23 protein-coding genes are annotated in these 19711 nt (G+C 69.1%); 2 read left to right on the top strand and 21 right to left on the bottom strand.

All coding sequences use genetic code 11. From position 1 onward, the window contains the following. Nucleotide 1 precedes the first annotated feature (1 nt). The gene (locus tag K8W59_RS02460) at nucleotides 2–340 is read right to left on the bottom strand and encodes a DUF6112 family protein (protein WP_449866982.1); all 339 of its coding nucleotides are present in this window, start codon (nucleotides 338–340) and stop codon (nucleotides 2–4) included. An 87-nt stretch (nucleotides 341–427) separates the two neighbouring features. Here K8W59_RS02460 and K8W59_RS02465 point away from each other — a divergent pair, with 87 nt between their 5' ends. Next, complete coding sequence (locus tag K8W59_RS02465; protein ID WP_223397177.1) at nucleotides 428–1030, top strand: class I SAM-dependent methyltransferase; 603 nt, start codon at nucleotides 428–430, stop codon at nucleotides 1028–1030. A 6-nt stretch (nucleotides 1031–1036) separates the two neighbouring features. Here the strand turns inward: K8W59_RS02465 and K8W59_RS02470 are convergent, their stop codons facing one another. Further along, the gene (locus tag K8W59_RS02470) at nucleotides 1037–1303 is read right to left on the bottom strand and encodes a DUF6112 family protein (protein ID WP_223397178.1); all 267 of its coding nucleotides are present in this window, start codon (nucleotides 1301–1303) and stop codon (nucleotides 1037–1039) included. Nucleotides 1304–1443: 140 nt separating this feature from the next. Between K8W59_RS02470 and K8W59_RS02475 the strand changes: the two genes are divergently transcribed. After that, complete coding sequence (locus K8W59_RS02475) at nucleotides 1444–1938, top strand: hypothetical protein (protein WP_223397179.1); 495 nt, start codon at nucleotides 1444–1446, stop codon at nucleotides 1936–1938. A gap of 62 nt (nucleotides 1939–2000) precedes the next feature. Here the strand turns inward: K8W59_RS02475 and K8W59_RS02480 are convergent, their stop codons facing one another. The 19 genes from K8W59_RS02480 to K8W59_RS02570 form a co-directional block, all read right to left on the bottom strand. Next, nucleotides 2001–3668, bottom strand: a complete 1668-nt coding sequence (locus tag K8W59_RS02480) for a hypothetical protein (protein ID WP_031289818.1) — start codon at nucleotides 3666–3668, stop codon at nucleotides 2001–2003. Nucleotides 3669–3676: 8 nt separating this feature from the next. After that, the gene (locus K8W59_RS02485; RefSeq protein ID WP_017883430.1) at nucleotides 3677–4018 is read right to left on the bottom strand and encodes a helix-turn-helix domain-containing protein; all 342 of its coding nucleotides are present in this window, start codon (nucleotides 4016–4018) and stop codon (nucleotides 3677–3679) included. A gap of 5 nt (nucleotides 4019–4023) precedes the next feature. Next, nucleotides 4024–5145: a tyrosine-type recombinase/integrase gene (locus K8W59_RS02490; RefSeq protein WP_017883429.1), complete on the bottom strand. Its 1122-nt coding sequence runs from the start codon at nucleotides 5143–5145 to the stop codon at nucleotides 4024–4026. A gap of 172 nt (nucleotides 5146–5317) precedes the next feature. Next, nucleotides 5318–6967, bottom strand: a complete 1650-nt coding sequence (locus K8W59_RS02495; RefSeq protein WP_223397180.1) for a M23 family metallopeptidase — start codon at nucleotides 6965–6967, stop codon at nucleotides 5318–5320. 15 nt (nucleotides 6968–6982) lie between these two features. Next, nucleotides 6983–7672, bottom strand: a complete 690-nt coding sequence (locus K8W59_RS02500) for a hypothetical protein (protein WP_223397181.1) — start codon at nucleotides 7670–7672, stop codon at nucleotides 6983–6985. A 40-nt stretch (nucleotides 7673–7712) separates the two neighbouring features. Then, nucleotides 7713–8726, bottom strand: coding sequence for a ParB N-terminal domain-containing protein (locus K8W59_RS02505; RefSeq protein WP_223397182.1), 1014 nt, complete (start codon nucleotides 8724–8726; stop codon nucleotides 7713–7715). Then, the gene (locus K8W59_RS02510) at nucleotides 8726–9646 is read right to left on the bottom strand and encodes a hypothetical protein (protein ID WP_223397183.1); all 921 of its coding nucleotides are present in this window, start codon (nucleotides 9644–9646) and stop codon (nucleotides 8726–8728) included. The genes K8W59_RS02505 and K8W59_RS02510 overlap by 1 nt, the downstream gene beginning before the upstream one ends. A gap of 93 nt (nucleotides 9647–9739) precedes the next feature. Beyond that, nucleotides 9740–10162: a hypothetical protein gene (locus K8W59_RS02515; protein WP_223397184.1), complete on the bottom strand. Its 423-nt coding sequence runs from the start codon at nucleotides 10160–10162 to the stop codon at nucleotides 9740–9742. Further along, entirely contained in the window at nucleotides 10159–10926 is a 768-nt protein-coding gene (locus K8W59_RS02520; protein ID WP_223397185.1) for a DUF2637 domain-containing protein, read from the bottom strand. Before K8W59_RS02520 ends, K8W59_RS02515 begins: the two co-directional genes overlap by 4 nt. A gap of 41 nt (nucleotides 10927–10967) precedes the next feature. Beyond that, on the bottom strand, nucleotides 10968–11912 hold the full coding sequence (locus K8W59_RS02525; protein ID WP_223397186.1) for a bifunctional DNA primase/polymerase: 945 nt from the start codon (nucleotides 11910–11912) through the stop codon (nucleotides 10968–10970). Continuing rightward, nucleotides 11912–12445, bottom strand: a complete 534-nt coding sequence (locus K8W59_RS02530; RefSeq protein ID WP_223397187.1) for an ImmA/IrrE family metallo-endopeptidase — start codon at nucleotides 12443–12445, stop codon at nucleotides 11912–11914. The genes K8W59_RS02525 and K8W59_RS02530 overlap by 1 nt, the downstream gene beginning before the upstream one ends. A gap of 93 nt (nucleotides 12446–12538) precedes the next feature. Further along, nucleotides 12539–13831 carry an IS256 family transposase gene (locus tag K8W59_RS02535; protein WP_223397188.1) on the bottom strand — a complete coding sequence of 431 codons (1293 nt, stop codon included), beginning with the start codon at nucleotides 13829–13831 and terminating at the stop codon, nucleotides 12539–12541. 116 nt (nucleotides 13832–13947) lie between these two features. Further along, nucleotides 13948–14493 (bottom strand): ArdC family protein, encoded by a 546-nt coding sequence (locus K8W59_RS02540; protein ID WP_223397189.1) that lies wholly within the window; start codon nucleotides 14491–14493, stop codon nucleotides 13948–13950. A gap of 508 nt (nucleotides 14494–15001) precedes the next feature. After that, nucleotides 15002–15787, bottom strand: coding sequence for a nucleotidyl transferase AbiEii/AbiGii toxin family protein (locus K8W59_RS02545; RefSeq protein ID WP_223400036.1), 786 nt, complete (start codon nucleotides 15785–15787; stop codon nucleotides 15002–15004). Nucleotides 15788–15877: 90 nt separating this feature from the next. Next, nucleotides 15878–16189 (bottom strand): transcriptional regulator, encoded by a 312-nt coding sequence (locus K8W59_RS02550; protein WP_223397190.1) that lies wholly within the window; start codon nucleotides 16187–16189, stop codon nucleotides 15878–15880. 213 nt (nucleotides 16190–16402) lie between these two features. Then, nucleotides 16403–17323: a helix-turn-helix transcriptional regulator gene (locus tag K8W59_RS02555; RefSeq protein WP_223397191.1), complete on the bottom strand. Its 921-nt coding sequence runs from the start codon at nucleotides 17321–17323 to the stop codon at nucleotides 16403–16405. Nucleotides 17324–17332: 9 nt separating this feature from the next. Then, nucleotides 17333–18490 (bottom strand): VanZ family protein, encoded by a 1158-nt coding sequence (locus K8W59_RS02560; protein WP_223397192.1) that lies wholly within the window; start codon nucleotides 18488–18490, stop codon nucleotides 17333–17335. A gap of 34 nt (nucleotides 18491–18524) precedes the next feature. After that, on the bottom strand, nucleotides 18525–18806 hold the full coding sequence (locus K8W59_RS02565) for a hypothetical protein (protein WP_223397193.1): 282 nt from the start codon (nucleotides 18804–18806) through the stop codon (nucleotides 18525–18527). 155 nt (nucleotides 18807–18961) lie between these two features. Then, nucleotides 18962–19711: an ABC transporter permease gene (locus tag K8W59_RS02570; protein ID WP_223397194.1), complete on the bottom strand. Its 750-nt coding sequence runs from the start codon at nucleotides 19709–19711 to the stop codon at nucleotides 18962–18964.

Here is a 19711-nt window from a genome sequence, read left to right on the forward strand (position 1 = left end):
GTCAGACCTGCTGGCCGACGTTCCAGAAGAAGTTGATCAGTGTCACGGAAGCCCCGCAGATCACCGCCGCACCGCAGGAGACCAGGACGCCGACCTTGCCGCGCCCGGCCAGGTGGGGATTGGAGGAGTTGGCGCCGAAGCCCCACACGATCGCGGAGATGATCAGCGCGAGGACGGACAGGATCAGACCGATGGTCATGACCGCGCCGACGATGGTGCGCAGCTGGGCGATGCCGGGAAGGCCGTCGCTGTTGGGGTCGATGTTGATGTCCATCGGCACCAGGGCGGGCAGTGCCGCGAGGGTTGTGGCGGTGTCGGTGAGCAGGGTCAGGGCGTTCACGGCGGGGTGCTCCTTAAGCAAGCGAGGACGAGGGTTCTCGCTCTTCAGGTGCACGGGCCGTGCCTGGTCGGTTCGTAGGATGGTCAGGTGAGGATCGAGACGGTGCGTGATGCGTACGCACGGCGTGCCGGTGAGTACATCGCCCGGCTCGGGTCGATCGATGCCACGGCGCCGGCGGACCAGGCGTTGATCGAGGCTTGGGGCCGCGGCGTCCAGGGTCAAGTCCTTGACGTCGGATGCGGACCGGGACAGTGGGCGAGCTTCCTGCACCAGGCTGGAGTCGAGGTGACGGGGATTGATCCGGTGCCCGAGTTCATCGAGGACGCTCGCGCGCGGTTCCCGGATGTCGCTTTCCAGGCCGGGTGGGCCGAGGCGCTGGACGTGGCCGATGCCAGCGTGGGCGGCATCCTGGCGTGGTACTCGCTGATTCATATCGACCCGGCACGCATCGGCGCCGCGTTCGGTGAGTTCGCCCGTGCATTGCGTCCCGGCGGCACCCTTCTGGTGGGCTTCTTCGCCGGTGAGGACCTCATCGAGTTTGATCATGCGGTGACCGCTGCCCAGTTCTGGCCCCCCGATCTCCTGGGGGCGGTGATGGAGGGCGCCGGCTTCCGCGTGATCGGCAGGCACACCCGAACCGACCCTGGAGCGCGCACGCATGGTCACGTCCTTGCTCAGCGCCTCCGGTAGTGACGCTTACAGCGTCTGGCCGAGGTCTATCAGCCAGTTGAGCCACGCCACCCCGCCGCCGGCGAGGACCGCGGCGCCGATTGCGGTCCATGCGCCGATGCGGGCCTTGCTGGCCGCAGCATGGTGGCCGTTGGCGGTGGCCAGTGCCCAGACGATGGCGCAGACGATCAGCATCAGCACAGCGATCACCAGGACGAAGGTGAGCAGCGCGCCGATCACCGCGCGCAGATCACCGATCCCACCGAGGCCGTCGAAGTCCGGGAACACGTCCATGCCGCTCAGCTCAACCGGCGCTAGCAATTATTCGAAGCGGTTGAAATGTCCATGCCACGAGGTGCGCGGCAGAACCCATGGGGGTCGGCGACGGTAGGCTGAGGTCGTCGGGCGAGGAGGGATCGCAAGCATCTGGTGCCATGCGCGAGGCTGATCTGAGAGGTGGTCTGTTGGCGCAGGAGGTCCCCGTTCCCGGTAACCCGGAGGACGCTCAGCAGTTGCTGTACCTGCTGCTCGGCAGAGCGATCGCCCGTTGCCAGGTCGCCGAAGCCGCCGCAGAGACGATCCACCAGGTGCTGCTGGGCAAGCCCCCTCGCGAGCGGAGCACGCTGGGGGCGAAAGCAAAGGCCGTGGAGCCTCAGCTTCCAGACCATCTCCAAGCCGAGTACCGCACCCTTGTCGAGGCGCGGAACTATCTGGTCCACCGGTTGCTGTTCGACCACGGCGGATGGAAGGGCATCCCCGGCTTGGACAGCCCCGAGCTGTATCGGAAGCTCTACGACTCCATCGACGACGCAACGCAGACCATCGATCGAGTCAGCGACCTGCTGAACAGGTACCTCGTTGACACGAACCCCGAGGTGGCGATCTTCAAGATTAGCGATCAGGGTGTCGAGGACATTCGAGACCTGTAACCCTCCGCCCTCTTGATGGTTCGGGCTGGTGGCCCTCCCCGAGCGCGCCAGGCTGCTCAGCGTCAGCGGCGCGCGCCGGCGTAGTTGTTCCAGGCGGAGCCGGTGAGTTCGGCCCAGCGGGTGGCGGTGCCGATGCTGGTGCCGGTGAGGGAGGCGAACACGGCGGGCGGGGTCGTGGATGCCAGGTGCAGCAGGGCGGTGTTGCGGCTGGCGCGGGTGATGATCCCGAGCCGGTTCATGCGCGCCATGAGCGACGTGGGGTGCAGGTGGGTGCCGGCGTTCTTCCCGGTGAACAGCCAGCGGGGATCGGCGAGGGTGCTTGCCGTGCCGAAGGGCTTGGCGACCGGCAGCGCGGTGACCAGGGCGTCGAGCGGCGGGATGAGCAGCAGTGGCTCGGGGCCGAGGGCGAGGTAGGTGTCGCCGTCGCTGACCTTGATGTCGCTGGTGGTTAGGGCGGCGATCTTCGCGGCGGGTTGGGCGTAGAGCAGGATCAGGCAGGCTGCGGCGCGGTCCTCGATGCTGGCGGAGTCGGGGTCGTGCAGGAGCCGTCGGGCCAGGGCGAGTTGTTCGTCGGGATCAGCGTCGTGGCCTGGGTCCTTCGGCGCGATGGGCTCGGGCAGTCGTACTCGGGGTAGGTAGCCGCCTCGTTTGAGCCAGCGGATGAAGCTCAGACGGGCGCTCCGACTGGGGCCGCCGAGCCAGGCATCGATGCAGGCTTGCGGGCAATCGTCGAGGTCATGGCCGTAGGCGGTGAGGTGGTCGAGGAAGCTCTTGGCGGTCTGAATGTCGCCCCGGCAGCGGGCCGCGACGTGCGCGCTGATGCGACCGTGGCGGTTGGTCTTGGCGCGGCCGGCGACGTGCCAGCGGGCGTAGCGTGTCAGCACTCCGCGCAGCTCGGGATCGGTGATGCCGGCGACGGTTTCGGTGACGTAGCGGTGCAGCCTGGTGGCGTTCTCATCGCGTGGCGGGAGCGCCTCGGCGGCGACGAGCATGGCGCGCAGGTAGTTGACCGAGAAGACCTGCGGCTGGGCATCGAGAGCATCGTGGGACAGGTCGAGCCGGCCGGCGGCGATGTCGGTGAGCAGGCGCAGGCTTGCAAGACCCCGCCAGTTGCTCAGCAGCGACCGGGGTTGGCGAAGCTCGGTCAGCGCGTCGCGGACGCCTTTGAGCTCGGGGCGGATCGTCCCGCCTGGGCCGGTGAGTGCGGCGTCGATCTGCTGGGCGGCTTGGCAGGCGAAGCAGCGGGGACGGCCATGATTGGTGGTGCGGCGGCCGAGGGCCTGCCGCCCGCAGATCGAGCAGTCGATCACCGGCGCCTGGTAGCAGGTCGGGCAGATATCCGGCGTCGTCGCGGTGGCTTTCAACGCGATCCGTTTGAGCCGGCCGCAGACGCCGCAGACCCGCTTCGGGTTGCGGTAGCAACGCGGGCAGAGGTTCCGCGATCCCGCGCGCTTCCCGCCGGCCCGAGTAGCCAGTGGGCCGAGAGTGCCGCATTCGTCGCAGGCGTCCTCGGCGGTGCGGGTGCGGGCGTAGCAGGTCACGCAGATCGCGCCGCCATCGTCGGTGCGGGCGTTGACCCGTCGCGTCCTGCCGCAGCCCGTGCAGACCTCCTCGGGTGAGCGCTGCGCGCGGCAGGCTCGGCATTCGCCCCGATCCAGGATGTGGTTCCAGCGCAGGTTCTTGTCCCGTCCGCAGCGGAAACAGGTACCGCGGACGATCGTGCTCGCCATTCAGTCGATCAGTCCCCGGCCGGTCTGATGACCGCGCGAGTCGGACGGTTCTTGCTCGGCTTCGACGGCGTGGCCGCCCCGGTGGTGCCGGTCTTGCGGCCGCGCCGGGATTTGGTCGCGACGTAGGGCTCGATCAGGTCGTTCGGTGTGACATCGAAGATGTCGCAGAGCGCGGCCAGGAACCGCATGTTCAACCGCTCGGGCTGCCCGGTCACGATCCGGTAGACCTGCGTGGAGGTCATCACCACGCCTCGTTCGGCCAGCAGCGGCACCAGGTCGGTGGTGGACTGCATGCCGTGCTCGTTCATCACCTTGCGGACGTGCCAGCGATAGGCCACGGTCTTCGTCATGATGGTCAGCCTTCCTCGATCGCCGATGGTGGAGTGAACGCCGCGTCCAGAGCGCGGCGCAGGGTGCGGTTCCGGTAGTCGCCGGAGACGCCGGTGTAGAGGGCGGTGGTCGATCCCCAGCGGTGCCCGACCTGCTGCTGCACGAACAGCGGGTCGAAGCCGTCCTCGATCAGATGCGTCACATAGGAGTGCCGCAGGCAGTGCGGGTGCAGGGCGGGGTCGAAGCCGAGCTCGTCGCGGTACTCGGCGAACCGTAGCCCGATGTAGCTCCCGCTGACCCTGGATTGTCGCTCGGTCGGCCAGAGCATCCCGCTGCCGGCCGTGTCGAACAGGGGCAGCACCTCGGTGACGTATTCCTCAATCACCGGGCGGGTCCAGTCGAACACCGCCAGCACCGCGCGACGCCGGGGTTGAGAGCCACGGCTGGCTTTGCCCCACCGGACGTTGCAGACCCCGAACCGGCCGAACTCGGTCGCGGTCGGGTTGCGGGTGAAGTCATGAAGGTCCAGCATCCCGACCTCACGACGACGCAGCCCGAAGGCGTAGATCATCTTGAACAGCGTCGCGTCGCGGAATACCGACTTCCAGCCCTTCTTCCCGCGTGTGCGGGCCTGGTCGACGCGATCGTCGGCGTAGTCGAAGAAGGTTTGCACCTCGATCCGCGACAGAGGTCGCACCGTCGGGCGTGCCTCGTGATCGCCCGTGTGGATCGCGGTGTTCCACTCGTGGCAGACCTGCACCGGGTGGGTGCCGAACAGCTCCTCGCACCGCTCCACCCACCCGTAACGACGGTCGGTGAGGAAGTCGCAGAACAACGCGACCGCGTTCTGATAAGAGCGGATCGTGCCGTGCGAGCAGGGCTTGTCGCCGGAGACCAGCTCGGTCGTCCACTCCTCGATGTCGGCAGGAGTCCACTCCCACGGCAGGCTCCCGCAGAACCCGGCGAACCGGCGCACCTGCGCCAGTCGCGCCCCGATCGTCTTCGCATTCAGCATCCGCGAGGACTGCTGCGCCGACCAGCCGGCCAGCATGTCATCGAAGACCTGCTCCACCGGGCGCAGCAACGACACGTTGCCCGGCCGCAGCGCCGTCACCGATCCAGGCCGGTTCCCGTCCTCGAAGTCCACCCCGATAGTCTTACATCTAATGTAAGAAAAGTACATCTAATGTAAGCAGTGGCGCGTTTCCCCTGGTCACGAGCCGCTTCGCAGCGCCCAACTGTCGCCCACTGATAGCCTTGCCTCACCAGGGAATCCGCACGATCCCGGCCCTGGCCGATTACATCTAATGTAATAATTGCTAGTTCCCGACCACGGTGACGTGAAGGTGGTCGTAGTGGCCGCCGGTGACGTCGCCGGGGTCATGCATCCCCCCGCCGTTGTACTCACGCCAGCCTTCGGAGTTGCGGGCGGCGGACCAGATGCGGCCCTGCCAGATGAGGTAGTCCACTCCGAGGACCTCGGCGTTGTCTTTCATCCAGTTGGTGACCTCCCAGCCCGCTTCGAGCTGGGCCGGGGTGGGGTGCTGGCCGATGGCGTTGCCGAAGGTCAGATCACAAGCCTGGCCGAGGGGGTGTTCGGAGCGGGTACCGGGCCGCGGTGAGTAGCACGCCCAGCTCGTGTCGGGAAACGCGGCGGTGCCCTGCTGGTAGAGGTGCAGGAGCCGGGCGGTGATCTGCCCGCCGGAGGTGGGGTCATCCACCAGGCGGTTCGGGTCCCCGTCGACTGGGTCCGGGGTGCCGCCGGGTGCTCCGGTCTCGGGGTCGCAGCCGGCCGGGGTGCTGGTGTCGGGTTCGGGCAGGTCGGCCGCATTGTGACTCTTCAGCCAGGTGGCGGGGTCGGTGTGCTCGCCGTTGGTGCCGCCGGTGCGGACTTCGAAGTGCAGGTGCGGGCCGGTGCTGTTGCCCGAGGAGCCGACATCGCCGATGTGCTCCCCGGCGGCCACCTCGTCGCCGGCGGCGACGTGAATGCCGCGCTGCCACATGTGGGAGTACGCGGTCGCTACTGTCTGCCCGGCGATGGTGTGCTCGATGACGATGAGACCGCCGTAGCCGCCGGAGAACTCGGCGATGGTGACGGTGCCGTCGGCGGCGGCCAGGATCGGGGTGCCGTCCGGGGCGGCGAAGTCGGTGCCGGTATGCGTGGAGTTCTCCCCGGTGATCGGATGCACCCGTGGCCCGAACTCCGAGGTGAGCACCCATGTGTCTTCCGGCAGTGGGAACACCACCCGCGAGGATTCCGCGGTCGGCTGCACCGCCGGAAGGGTGTCGCCGGTCGAGGTGCCCGCGGTGGTCGTGGTGGTGTTCGTGAGGGTGGTGAGGATGGTTTCGGCGACGGGCTCGTAGTTGCGGTACCGGTCGGGATACGCGGAGACTTCGACGGCTTGGGCCGCCTCGCCCTTGTCCATCTGCTCCCACCCGGGAATGTCCAGCAGCCCACGGGGGGAGGGGTAGTTGGGGCCGTCGGGTCCGCCGAAGAACGCCCGGGCTTGGTAGACGGGGTCCATGAGGTCGGCGACCGTGCCCCACCCCGATTGGGGCCGCATCTGGAACAGCCCGAGCGAGTCATGATCGGAGCCGCCACCGTCGTTGGGATAGTTCCCCGATTCGGGGTAAGCAGACGTGTTGGACAGCATCCGCAGGGTGGATTCGGTCAGGGCCGCCATCAGCGCGATCACCAGCCCGTCCCGGCTCACCCCGTCGATCCGGGAGCCGGTCTCGATGATCGTCGCCGCATGTGTCAACTGCTTGTTGTTCAGGGTGAAGGTCTCACCGTTCGCGGTCGTGACGGTCAGCTCGCCGGGGACGTGACCCACCGTGACGTTCCCGCCCGCCACGGTGCAGGAGGCCGCGGCGGCCGGATTCATCACCAGACCCATGCCGATCAGCCCCACCGAGGGACCGAGCAGGGCCAGGGCCAGGGCGGCGATCCCGAGCTTCTTCAACACCATTCGTTCACCCCTCGCCTATCGCAGGGGGTTGCCGAGCTGGGACAGCCGCAACAGGTGGCAGGTGTCGTAGGTCGGGGCGCAGACGAGGAACACGGTGAACGCCACCGGATGCTCGGAGGTCACCGTCTCGTCGTTCCACACCCCGGTGCGGTGGCGGGTGCCCTCGATGGTGTACGCGATCGTGCCGTCGGCGAGCTGGCCGGGTTGGGCCTGGGCGAGGGCGTCGGCCCAGGCGTCGGGGATGTAGGCGTCGTCGATGCTCAGGCGCTGGGTGGTGGCGTACTGGCGCAGCTCGACCCACGCCTCCCGATTCGGCAGGTAGCTGGCGATGTCGGCGGCGAGCCCGGCCTGCTCCGCACCGGAGGGGTCACCGACGGTGAGGACCACGGAGGTGTAGTCCAGCGGCAGGAACCCGCTGCCGGTGTCCCAGGAGAACAAGACCGTGGCGACGGTGCGGGCGAACGTCTCCGGATCAGCCGAGGGCCGCACCATCGGCAACCGTGGCGTCGTGGTGGGCACCGGGTGTGCGGTCACAGCCGGTCCCGGCTGGTCCCTGTCGTCGGTGCCGGGCTCGTTGCTGGTGGGTGGTCCGGCGATCAGGCCGTAGACGCCGATGCCGGTCAGCACCAGGACTACCACGAGGGCGGTGAGCATGGCGATCGCCCGGTGGCGGGACCGGGCATCGGAGAAGTCGGGAGTCTGCATGTCCCGTAGGTGCACCCGCACACCCAAGTGAGCGGCGGGCTCAGAGCGCGCGCAGGTGGCCCCGGCCCGGCGCCGGGTCATCACCGCGCAGCCGGTCGCGCGCGGTACGCAGCTGTTGGGCGAACCGGCTGGTGCCCTCGACGGTGGCCAAGAAGGCGTCAATCTGTTCGTCGGTCAGCTCGACGGCGAGCTGGTCAACGTCGTAGTAGCTCCACCAGTCGATCAGGTCGTTCCACGTCAGCACGAACCTGTGCGGCGGATACCGCACCGGCTCACCGGCACCGTCGCCGGCTCGGTCTGTGGGTCGAGAGGTGCGCTTCTTCTTCTGCGTCTTCTTGACGCGGGACAGTGCCTCGGCGGCGAGCCGGTGCAGGTCCGCCTCCCGCTCCCCGAGTGCGGTGTCGACCTGGTCCCGGAGGTGCTGGAAGAGCGGATCGACCGAGGCACCGGCGTCGATGCGCTCCAGGGCTGCGGTCGCCTGCTGGCGCAGCTCGCCGGGTCGGGCGGGGTCGTCGGCGATCTGCTGAAGGTAGCCAATCTTGTCCAGGGTCTTGTAGGACGCCGCCCCAGGGATCATCCGCGCGGCCTGCTCACTGGCCCGTCCAGCCTGCTCGGACGGTGTGGGAAATTTTCCCGCACCGTCACCTCCAGGCTGATGCTCAGTGGTGAACTGGGTCGCGGCCTGCCGGCGGGCGGCGTCCTCGGCCATGAGCTGCTTCAGCTCCCGGTACAGCGCGGCGGCTTCGAGCTGGGTGAGCGGCTTGTGCAGCACGTTCTCGTCCTGCTCGGCCAACAGGTGGCCGAGCCGGTCGGAGATACCGGAGCGGACCCACACGTTCACGGTTCTCCAGCCGAGCTGCTTGATCGCGGCCAACCGTCTGGCCCCGCACACCAGCACGTTGTCGAGGGTGATCGTGATCGGCTGAAGCAATCCATCACGGGCGATGGAAGCGGCCAGGGCGTCGATGTCACCCAGGTCTGTGCGGTGTCGGCGTCCGACGTGGATCGACTCGACGGTGCGTTCCAGCTCGATGGACCCTTTCTGAGCGCTCATCAGGGCTCACCGCCGGGTGAGGCCTCATCGTCAAGGCCACGGTCACCATGGAGCTGGTGGTGTGCGGGAGCGGCCAGGGCTAGCGACAGGACGAGATCGTCATCGCGCAGCAGCAGCGGCAGGGTCTCGCCAATCAGCAACCGCAGCAGCACCCCGCGCCCGGTGCCGGTGGCACTGTAGGCGGGGTGCGGATGGCCCAGCAGCGCCTTCAACAGCGCCGTCCAGGACCGGCCGGGGATGTCCAACAAAGCCCGGGCGTGCTTGTCGCGCCGTAACGCCTCGTAGGCGGCCTGCCGGGCGCCGGCCCGGGTCAGTGCCCCGCACACATGCTCCACCGCCGCTCTGGCGATATCGGCAGGCCAGTGCAGCAGCGTGAGCAGAGCGATCGCGTCCTCAACGGCTGAACCAGCGGATGTGTACGCCCGCCCCGACGCCGAAGACTTCACCGTCTCGGGTTCGGCCTGGGTGTGGTCGGTGACGTGGAACGCGGGGTGGTAGTCGGCCAGCGGTGTCTCTCGGTCGCTGAAGCGTTCGGGGTCGTGGAACGCCGAGATGTGCGGGCGGCGGGCTTGGTGAACCGAGCACAGCAGGCCTTGGGCGCGTTCCTCGGCGATGCAGGTGATGCGCACCGCGTGCGTGATCACCGCCCACGGGTCATGTGCTTCGCGGGCGGCGCGGGTGCGCATCACATCGAACGCCGCCGAGGCGGCCTCCCACGGGTCCAGCCCGTGCTTACGCGCCAACGGCGCGTACTTCTGTGCCGTGAATGCCATCAGCGCCGCGGCGGTGGGGTCGCCTGTCCAGGCGCCCGGCCCGGCGTGGTGGAGCCGGTGCAGCAGGACGCGCAGGCCATCGCCGGTGGTGAAGTCCTCGCCTCCGGCGCGGGGTGTGTCGTGGACGATGTTGGTGTCTGGGGTCATGATCGGGGCACCTCCTGACCAGCAGGTGCACACGCCCTCCCCAGCACCGCCGTCGGGGTTTGCTTGTGTACACATCGCTGGTCACCGCCCCGCTCAGCTCATCCCGACCCCGGGCCGCGACGGACCGGCCTGCCCGATGCTGCTGTGGCCGAAGGCCGACAGCGGCGGCAATCGGCGCGCACACTCACCCAGCCCTCGGACGCTGCTGGTGATCGGGGTGCGGGTGCGGCGGGCCAGCTCGACCTCGAAATCGATGCCCCGCCCCGCCAGCGCCGCCCCGTGCCGGGCCAGCAGGTCAGTGGGTCGCACCCACTCCACACCCCGCACCCGCCGCAACTCCTGCGCCGCTCGCGTCGACCTCTCGGGGCCGCGGCGGGTCGTCTTCGCCGCCTGTACCGCCTCGGGCGCCTTGGCTGTGTCCGCCGACTCCGACGGCGTCCCGCTCCTCTCGACGAGTTCGGGCTCTCGCTGGTCGACCTCGGGCCGCCGCGGTTCGGCCTCGTGTTCGGCGTTCATGGCTGGTTCGCCTCCTCGACATCGGTGTTGTCGGGAAGGTGCGCACTGGTGAACCAGCGGCCCACTGTGGAGGGATGCACCCCGAGTTCACGGGCGATCTTCTTGTTCGACCACCCCTGCCCGCGCAGTACCGCCGCGTGGGCACGCCGATCGGTGACCACTGCGGTGCTGTCGAGGCCCGGTTCAGCACCTCGAACTACGGCCACCTGCGCCATGCCGGGTGGTGTGGACGGTGCGCTCTTCTCCGGCGGTGGCACGGGCAAGGCGAGGACGCCTTCGGCCTCCGCTGCGACGAGTGCCGCCGATATCCCGTCCGAGTTGGCCTCCTCGGTGAACGCGGTCTCGCCGTTCGGCGTGGCCACGTCGGTGAGCAGGGGATCGGCGGTGGCGGGGATGGGTCGGGTGAGGATGACGGTCAGGTGGGTGATCGCCAACAGCACCACGGGCGGCACCGCGGCCACGGCTGCGGCCAGCACCCCGGGCACGTCTGCGTCGGCGGCCACGACGGCGTGGATCGCGTTTGCGGTCACCGACACGGCGGCGCCGCCGATCAGCAACACCCACGGGTACCACGCCGCCCTCTGCCCGGCCAGGGCGACGACGGCGACGGTGGCCACGACGATGATGCCGTCAACGATCAGCGGCCACGCCCACGCCTGCGAACCACCGACCCCCGAACGAGCCGCCAGGTCCGCCAACGCAGTGAACGACAGCCAGAACGCCCCGGCGGCGATGAACACCGTCCCGGCCACCGCGGTCACCACCGCCCAACGCCGGCTCATGTGCTTCGCCAGGGCAGGGATGGTCATGACAGTCCCCGCACCGGAGAGGACGGCCGCACGGGGCTGTCGTGCGCGAACCAGCCGTCCACCGCCGGAGGTGAGCCGCGCTGCACCGGCGGTGACGAAGGTCGGGGGTGGGCGGTGCGGTAGGCGGAGCGGACGGTCGCGGTGATCTCGCGCTCACCCAGACCCGCTCTTGATGCCGCGGCCGAGAGCACATCGAGCGCATCCGGTGCCGGGACGCCGTTCTCGGCGAGGCGGCAGGCGGCCCAGAACAGGCCCCGGTTGCGTTCGCCCTCACCGCGAGCGGCCACCCACGCCGCCAGCCGGGACGCATCCGCCGACTGCTCCACCTCCTGCCCCGAGCCGCGGCGGGATGGGGGGCGAGGGTCGAGGAACTCCCGCAGCCGGTCGGAGTCCAGCATCGCCGAAGGGCCGGCGTTGATCCGCCGCACCCGATACCCAGCCGTCCCGCCAGCCTCCGACACCGTGGAGGGTGGGATGAGGATGTAGCCGCCATCACCGCGGAAGTCGATCCCGGCACGCGCTACCTGCCAGGACCGCTGTTCCTGGCTCCGGGTGGCGGGGTAATAGGCGTGCATCCCACCCGACGGCGTCGAGATGAGCATCTGCCAGCCGGCGACGAGCCCGGCACGATGGGCGCGCTCGAACGCCCGATACCCGTCAACAGCCCCATGGACGTCGATGTCCACAACCGCGATCCCGGCGGCTGCGCCGGTGGGGACGCCGAGGTTCGCATCCGGATGCTTCCGCCACCACGCCGCGATCTGGCCCGCGTGCGTGGTGGCGTCGTGGAAGCCACGCGAGGTGAGCGGGCGCTTGCCACCGGGCACGCACGGGAACACCGGCACCCCGGAGGCGGCCAGGTCCCGCGCGACGGCCCAGACCGGCCGCCGCGGCAGGTCCGCCGCCGAGAGGATGCGGGCGACGGCATCGAAGGCGACCATCACAACGTCCGCCCCGAAGCCGCCGGCGAGGGCGGCCGCACCTCGGGCATCGGCTCCACCCGCCCCGGCGCTGAACGTTCCTGGGATGGCTGCTGGCGTCCTGCGCGGTCGCGCTCAGGGGTGTCGCGGTCCAGACCCGGTGCGGTGCCGTCGGTCACCTGCGCGGTGTCGAGCTGGTCCAGGATCGAAAGCGCCGTCTTGCGGACGCGTTCACCGGTGGCTTTGACGATCTCGACCGGCTCTTTGCCATCGACCCGCGCCGCCCAAGTCGACACGTACGGGATCGTGTACCCGGAGGTGTCCATCCCGTGGGCGGCGCCGATCATCAGCGCGACCGACTCGGCCTCCACCTCCCCGATCCCGCGATGCTGCCGGGCATCCTCCTGATCGGGGCCATGCAGCAGGACGTGACCTAGTTCGTGGGCGAGCGTCTTGACCTGTGCAGCCGGGTCCATGTTCTCCCGGACCGCGACCGTCTTCGCGGTGTAGTCGGTCATCCCGTTGGCGCCATGGATGACGCCCTCGTGCGGCACCCGCAGCACCTCAAACCCCCGCGTACGCACCTGGACCGCCAGGTCAAGTCCCTCGAGGTGGTGTACGACAAGAATCCCTCGTCGGGCGTGTCGTTAGGCGCTGATGGCTGCCTCCTGGTCGTCGGTGGTGGTTGTGCCGGTGGTCTCGATGGTGCCGGTGACGAGGTTCATGCGGGAGCGGGCGAGGACGTCGAGCCCGAGGTAGCGCCGGCCCTCGGTCCATTCGTCGTGTTGCTCGGCCAGGACGGCTCCGACGAGGCGGATGATCGCGTCGCGGTCGGGGAAGATCCCGACGACGTCGGTACGCCGTCGGATCTCGCGGTTGAGGCGCTCGTTGGGGTTGTTCGACCAGATCTGGCGCCATACCTCGCGCGGGAAACCGGTGAAGGACAGGATGTCGGCGCGGGCGCCGTCGAGGTGGTCACGGGCCGCGGGCAGCGAGGTGATGAGCTCGCTGTCGAGGAACTTGTCGAACTGGGCGTGGACCGACTTCGCGTCGGGCTGGTCGTAGACGGAGTGGAGCATCGCCTTCACGCCGGGCCAGGCGGCCTTGGGGCACAGACCCATGAGGTTGAACGCGTAGTGGGTCCGGCACCGCTGCCAGGCCGCGCCGGGCAGGGTCGCGCCGATCGCCTCGACGAGACCGGCGTGGGCGTCGCTGGTCACGAGCGCGACGCCGGACAGGCCTCGGGCGACGAGGTCGCGGAAGAACGCCAGCCAGCCGGCGTGGGTCTCCCCAGTCGCGACCTGCACGCCGAGGACCTCGCGGTGCCCGTCGGCGTTGACGCCGGTGGCGACCATGACCGCGACTTTCACTACCCGGCCTCCTTCGCGGACCCGCATCGTGAGCGCGTCTGCTGCCACGAACGTGTATGGGCCGGCGTCGAGGGGCCGGGTGCGGAAGTCGGTCACGTGCGCGTCGAGGTCGCGCGCCATCACGCTGACCTGGGACTTCGACAACCCGGTGATCCCGAGCGACTGCACGAGCTTGTCCATCCGCCTGGTCGAGACGCCGAGCAGGTAGCAGGTCGCGATCACGCTCGTCAGCGCGACCTCGGCCCGTCGTCGACGCTCGAGGAGCCACTCGGGGAAGTACGTGCCCGTGCGGAGCTTCGGGATCGCGACGTCGATCGTGCCCATCCGGGTGTCGAGGTCGCGGTGGCGGTAGCCGTTGCGTGAGTTCACCCGCTCCGGCGACCGGGTGCCGTAGCCGGCGCCACACACCGCGTCGGCCTCCGCGCCGAGCAGCGCGTTCACGAACGTGGTCAACAGGCCGCGCATCAGATCAGGGCTCGCCTGCGCGAGCTGCTCGTGCAGGAACTCGCCCGCCTCGAGCGTCCTGCCGCTCGCGACGTCGGCAGGGTCGATACTGGGTCCAGCGGTCATCGTGGTGCTCCTTCTTCGAGTCGGTTGTGGAAGATCACTCGAAGGATTCACCCGGTGGCCGCGCCTACGTGGGAGGCACGCGCCCTACCCGGCTGTCGTACACCACTCTGTAGGACTCAACTGACCGCCAGGCCCTCCCACAGCCCCGCGGGTGCCTGTCCTTCCAGCAGCCGCGCCGCCGGCGGCTCGGGAATCGGATCACCGGCGGTTTGGGAGACGTCCCAGACGTAGGCGGGGCGGGCGGTGATCATCTTCGAGCGCACCACCTCACCCGGCCGGGGCTTCTCGCCCTTGCCGAGCCGCCGCCACGAATCCGCATCCGACGGTGTCGCGGTGGCGAACCGGCCGGTGACCGGGGCGAAGATCATGTACCCCGGCTGGCCCTTCTGCACTTGCCGGCCCAGGGTCTGCCACTGCCGATACCCGGCCACATACGATGGCACCGGCTCCGGCACCCGGCCCGCCTCATACGCGCCCGCGTGCTGAGTCCAGATCAGCAGCGTGTTGGAGAACGATCGCGCCCGGAACCGTGCCGCGAACGCGAGCGCCCGCGCCCAGTCCTCCCCGGAGACGAGTTGTTCGACCGCACCGGTCAGCCGCTCGTGCAGCTCGCCGAGTTTCGCCTCCCGGGCAGCCTGGGTGTTCTCCCGTGTCGTGGCCATCGCCGCTGTCTCCTCCCGATACCCTGAGCACCGGCCGCAATGGGCTCGGTGACCCTCAGGTACGCCGTGGACACCACCACGGGAGAGACGGACGAGAACTGGTGACCGTCAGGCGCGGCGGTGAACCCGACGAGTCCTTACCGGGATACTCGCCGGCGCCCCGAACTCCGAGCGGGAGCCGCCGATGATGCTGATTCGCGTATCGGAAATGCGCTAATGCGAATCATCCGGGTCCGACGATGGCGTGGCGGCTGATGGCGCATCACCTGCTGAATGCGGCACAGACCGGGATCGCGTAGCAGGACGAGCCCGGTGCTCGGTCGGGCGCAGCGTGGCCAAGGTAGGTCGGCGTCTTGCCGCGGGCATCAGCGAAACGCACCTGAGCTGGGACGCGCTACCAATCGCCTACTGGCAACGTGTGATCACGACGCTTAGCAGACCTCAACGGTGGGAGTCGACGCAGCCAGAACAACGAGGCTTGGCAGGTCCGCCTCAGCTCGGTGGAACGTCACCGGCCGAACCCTCGTCGCTCGGGACCTGAAGGCCCCTCGCGCCGCTGCGGGCTGAAGGGGTCATCGAACGGACCGGGACGGCCAGGACGCCGTGTACTCGCCCTGGGCGGCAAGCGCCGGTGTGGTTCAGGCTGACGCGGCTCCACCTGGAGGAAACTCGGCACATCTGATGCCCGTTCGGGTCCGTCGCGCAGGTGCACGGCCCAGGCCAGGAGGCGTTCCTGCACGCCGGCGAAGTCGTCGGCACTGACGCCGTAGTGTGCGGGCTCACTGGGGAGGAACGTGGCGACGCGGGACAGTTGCGCGGCGAACATGGCCGTGTCGAAGCCGTCGTCGTGCTCCCGGCCGAGGCCGAGTAACTCCGCGTCGGTGTAGCGGCACGACGTGCGAATGGCGTCCAGGTCGAGGAAGTCGCGCACCTCACCCCGGGAGTACACCGCCGAGAGCTTCCCGGCGATCGCGTCGCGCTCGGACAGCACCGGCCCGACGTCCAGGTGCACGGGTGGGTCGGCTCGCCAGTTCAAGGCCAGATCGACATCCAGGACGTCCCCTTCGCCGTCGGACAGGTGGAGGCGGGCGAACTGGGCGAACGACCGTGCCCGCACCACGGTGTACCCGGCACCGCTGAGGGTGGTCTCGGCGCGCTGGACCACGCGGGCGAACTCCTCGGCGGTGGTCAGGGGCATACCGAACAAGTCGATGTCCTCCGTCGGCCGGTCGGTCAACGCGTGTTCGCGGATCGCGCTGGCCCCGGCAAGTGCGAACCCGTCATCGCCGATCACCGACAGCAACAGTGCCGCCACCTTGCGCTGGACCGCGTCCCGGCCCGCCGGGCTATCGGTCATGACCGATCCAGTTCCGAGCCGAGCGGGTTATGCGGCCAGCTCGGGGAAGCGTTCCTCCCACAGCGCCCGGCACCGTTCGGGCAGGATCAGCTCCGCCCACTCGGCGCGCAGCAGCGTCTCGTTCAACAACGCCTCTTGAACCTCGGGAGTCCCTTCGCGGACCAGGGCACGATAGGCCATGCGCCGCTGACCGGTATCGGACAGGTCGAACCTCCGCGAGGGACCCCAGTGCACCGTGATCGGCAACTCCAGCACGCCTGAGGCCGGGCCGTGCAGCGCGGACAGCGACGAGGGTGTCTCGTACGGGACGATGTCCCGGTACAGCAGCTTGCCCGCCATCGTGCTCACCTCCAGCCCACGCTCGTCGTGGGCCTATTCTACCGCCGCCTGGCTTCGCCGCCGGTGGTCGCTGCGCTCGTCCCTGTGCCGCCATGGTGATGCGCCTCCTGTCGACGGCCGTCGCCGGGCCTCCCCAGACAGGTGCACACCCGTCGCGCCCGCTGGATCGCTGTGTTCAGTCCTCTCGCGGACCCCGAGAGGCCAGCCAGGATGTCAGGCCACGGCGTTCTGGCGGCTGAGGTCCCGGTAACGGGCCGGGGTGATGCCGACGGCCTGGCGGAAGAGGCGGGCGGCGTGTCCGCGGCTGTGCCAGCCCACCTGGACCATGGCCTGCTCGATCGGCAGGTCGGTCTCGCGTAGCAGGCGGGCCAGGTGCTCGGCCCGCAGCGTCGTGAGGTAGGTCATCGGGGTCTTGCCGTAGGCGTCGGTGAAGACCCGGCCGAGCTGGGACGGTGACAGGTGCACGGCGCCGGCCAGCTCGGGCAGTGTCCATCGCCGCGCCGGTTGCTCGGCCATCAGCTTGGCTGCCTGCTGGGCCTCAGCCCGCAACGGGGTGAACTGGCGGTGGCGTGGCATGCCGGGATGGGTGGTCTTGCGCTGGGTCGCCGTCTGCCGCGCCGGGGTGGTGGTGACGTAGGGGGTGATCACGTCGAGCACGGCGAACAGGAGTGCCTGGAGACGGTAGAAGCGCTCCGGTGCGGGCCCGTCGAGGCTGAGCGCGACCAGTTCGTCCAGCCATGGCATCAGCATGCCCGCGCGGCCCTCACCGATCCGCAGGATCTGGGCGGGTTCGGAGTACCGCTCATCGATGAAGTCCTGGGCCTGCCACCGGTCGGTGAAGAATGCGGCGTGCTGCCAGAACACCTGATCGATTATGTAGTCCCGATCCAGATACAGGGTGGTGACGGTGATCGAGCCCTCAGGCTCGCTGCCGCACAGGGTGCTCGCCCCCAGCATCACCACGTCGCCGACGGTGACGGGTTTCTCACCGAACTCACTGAGCAGGATCGCCGAGCCGTGCCGAACGAAAATGAGCTTGACGCAGTCGTAGGCGACCGGCCCGATCGGACGATGAATCGCGCGGGTGCGGGCCAGGACCGGCAGGAACCGCTCGCGGCCAACGTCCGTCACCATTCAGCACCGTCAGCTCTGATCCCCGGGGTGAGTGGCTCCCCGTCCAATGGACCCGCGTGCCGCCTGGGTGTCGTCTGGTCGGCCTGGGGCGGGCAGTCGTGCGTCACGCCAGCCGCATCCTGAGACGACACCACTGAGTCCACCCGGAGTGATGGAGACCGAGACGATGGCGGCCAGTGCCAGGAGTGGGCTCAGCAGCGCGGTGGGGAACCCGAGAAAGAGCCCGGTGGGGATGGCGCCCTGCACGACCAGCGCGCGGACCAGGAGCCGCGATCGCGATCCATGCTTCGGCACCGGCGCGAGGTAGACCGTGCGCTGCCCGAGCGACGCGCCGGTGCCGATCAGTGCCGGCACGACGACAATGACCATCGCGGCCAGCCAGGCACCGAGGAAGATCGCCTGTTGCAGCTCCAGCAGCTGTGCCGGCGTCAGCGCCTGGCCGGGTCCTCCTTGCGTGATGGCGTAGATGGTCGAGGCGATGGTTCCGCCGAGCACGGCGGCGAGCACGAGGTACCAGGCGTCGAGGAGCATCCCGAGCAGGCGGCGGCCGCGGGTGACGGGACGCGCCCGGTCGCGTCGGGCGAGCAGGTGGGACTTGGTCGACAGCAGCCGTGGGGTGATCTTCTCCAGCCCCATGCCGATGACTGCGCCGGTGGTGTTGGTGACCAGGTCGGTGGTGTCGGCGAACCGGTAGGGGCACGGTGCCAGACCCCAGTTGCCGGTGAGCTGGGTCAGCTCGATCAGGACCGAGGTGCCCAGCGCGGCGGCCAGGACGACGCCGCGGGGCCATTCGAAGACGCGGCGCACGATCAGTCCGAAGGGGATGAACAGCACCATGTTGAGCGTGAACTCCCAGACGAGCCAGTCGCTGGCGACGGCCATCGCCCCTTGGGTCTGGATGAGGTCGATGAGTTCGCGGGGGAAGCGCAGCGGGTCAAACAGCGGTTCGGTGGCGTGTGCCGCGCAGTACCCGGGGGTGAACTCGGGCAGCGGGAAGACGGTGAAGGCGACGATGGCGGTGGCGTAGATGAACCCGGCGGTGGTCCACAGCATCCGCAGGGCGTCGAAGCGGCCGTAGCGGCGGTACTGCCACACCAGTAGCGGCAGGAACAGCACCGCCGACACGACCAGGCCGACGAGGATCGAGCCGAAGACCTGCGCTGCCATCAGAACACCTCACTCGCGCGGCCGATGATCGGGCTCAGCCGAAGACGAGGGTCTTGATGTAGTCGATGACCTCGTGCAGCTCGTCGTAGTCGCGGATCGCCGGGTCGGCGACCACGACGTTCCACATGGTCGCGACGCCTGCCAGCAGGGCGAACAGCACGACGGAGACGATCAACCCCGTGACGGCGACCCCGGCCCCATGGGTCGATCCGCGCAGCCCGGTCCAGGCGACGACGATCCCGGCGCCAGCGACCAGCGCGGGCAGGAAGCCGACGTAGGGGATGAGCAGGAAGATCGGTGCGGCAAGGAGCGCCACCACGGCCAGGACCAGGGGCGAATATTCCGCTGCCGGTCGCGGACTTGCTACGGACCGGGGCGGCGGAGGTGTTGTTCTGGTAGACGTGCACCGGGGGCCGGAGTTCGGCTTCGGGGTGGACATGATGGTTTCCTTTCACAGGCGGGACGCGGGGGTCAGATACGGGTATCGCGGCGTTCGAGAACGGCGGTTGTCACGACGATGAGCACGACGGTTTGCAGCACGATGGCGATGGGAATTGACGTGATATCGCCGACGGTGATGGTGCCGGTGTCCACGAACGCGCCGGTGCCCAGTAGCGCGGTGCGGGTGGCCAACCCGTAGGGCGAGATGAGCGCGGCGTTGCCTACCGCCATGAGCGCGGCGGTCGAGATGCCTGCGGCGACGAGGGCGACCGCGATGGGTGCGGCGAAGGAGCGCATGACCATCGACAACGCCGATTGGATCAGGGCTGTCGGGATCGTCGCCACCACGAGCAGGATCGTGATGCCGAAGTATTGGCCGGGAAGCATGCCGGGCAGGTCGAAGGCGAGCTTGCCGATCGCGATGACCGCGGCAAGCAGGATGACCTGCATGATCGCGCTGAGCCCTGCGATCACGGCGGCTTTGGCGACGACGATGCGCCACGAGGAGGTGGGGCCGCTCATCAGGGCGTTCCAGTTGCTGCCGCGGTGCTCGGCCCGCCAGGCCAGGGAGCCGAGGATCGCGATGCCGATAGCCAGCGGGAAGAGCCCGTAGAACCCGACGGACTGCAACCACACCGTGTGCCACCCGTCGTCGGGCTGCTCGCCATCAGCGAGCTGGGTCGCCGCACCGGCGAGCACGAGGACGATGGGCAGGAGCACCACGACCGGCCAGGCCAGGGAGCGCTTGAGTTTGATCAGTTCGGCGTTGAGCGCGCCCAT

It is taken from the genome of Nocardioides rotundus, assembly GCF_019931675.1.
In the GTDB taxonomy this organism is placed as follows: Bacteria; Actinomycetota; Actinomycetes; order Propionibacteriales; family Nocardioidaceae; genus Nocardioides; species Nocardioides rotundus.

Excerpts from the sequence above, each read along its gene's own strand:
- K8W59_RS02470 (WP_223397178.1), bottom strand. The coding sequence starts at position 1,303 with ATGGACGTGTTCCCGGACTTCGACGGCCTCGGTGGGATCGGTGATCTG.
- K8W59_RS02475 (WP_223397179.1), top strand. The coding sequence starts at position 1,444 with ATGCGCGAGGCTGATCTGAGAGGTGGTCTGTTGGCGCAGGAGGTCCCC.
- K8W59_RS02480 (WP_031289818.1), bottom strand. The coding sequence starts at position 3,668 with ATGGCGAGCACGATCGTCCGCGGTACCTGTTTCCGCTGCGGACGGGAC.
- K8W59_RS02485 (WP_017883430.1), bottom strand. The coding sequence starts at position 4,018 with ATGACGAAGACCGTGGCCTATCGCTGGCACGTCCGCAAGGTGATGAAC.
- K8W59_RS02495 (WP_223397180.1), bottom strand. The coding sequence starts at position 6,967 with ATGGTGTTGAAGAAGCTCGGGATCGCCGCCCTGGCCCTGGCCCTGCTC.
- K8W59_RS02500 (WP_223397181.1), bottom strand. The coding sequence starts at position 7,672 with ATGCAGACTCCCGACTTCTCCGATGCCCGGTCCCGCCACCGGGCGATC.
- K8W59_RS02505 (WP_223397182.1), bottom strand. The coding sequence starts at position 8,726 with ATGAGCGCTCAGAAAGGGTCCATCGAGCTGGAACGCACCGTCGAGTCG.
- K8W59_RS02510 (WP_223397183.1), bottom strand. The coding sequence starts at position 9,646 with ATGACCCCAGACACCAACATCGTCCACGACACACCCCGCGCCGGAGGC.
- K8W59_RS02515 (WP_223397184.1), bottom strand. The coding sequence starts at position 10,162 with ATGAACGCCGAACACGAGGCCGAACCGCGGCGGCCCGAGGTCGACCAG.
- K8W59_RS02525 (WP_223397186.1), bottom strand. The coding sequence starts at position 11,912 with ATGGTCGCCTTCGATGCCGTCGCCCGCATCCTCTCGGCGGCGGACCTG.
- K8W59_RS02535 (WP_223397188.1), bottom strand. The coding sequence starts at position 13,831 with ATGACCGCTGGACCCAGTATCGACCCTGCCGACGTCGCGAGCGGCAGG.
- K8W59_RS02540 (WP_223397189.1), bottom strand. The coding sequence starts at position 14,493 with ATGGCCACGACACGGGAGAACACCCAGGCTGCCCGGGAGGCGAAACTC.
- K8W59_RS02550 (WP_223397190.1), bottom strand. The coding sequence starts at position 16,189 with ATGGCGGGCAAGCTGCTGTACCGGGACATCGTCCCGTACGAGACACCC.
- K8W59_RS02555 (WP_223397191.1), bottom strand. The coding sequence starts at position 17,323 with ATGGTGACGGACGTTGGCCGCGAGCGGTTCCTGCCGGTCCTGGCCCGC.
- K8W59_RS02560 (WP_223397192.1), bottom strand. The coding sequence starts at position 18,490 with ATGGCAGCGCAGGTCTTCGGCTCGATCCTCGTCGGCCTGGTCGTGTCG.
- K8W59_RS02570 (WP_223397194.1), bottom strand. The coding sequence starts at position 19,711 with ATGGGCGCGCTCAACGCCGAACTGATCAAACTCAAGCGCTCCCTGGCC.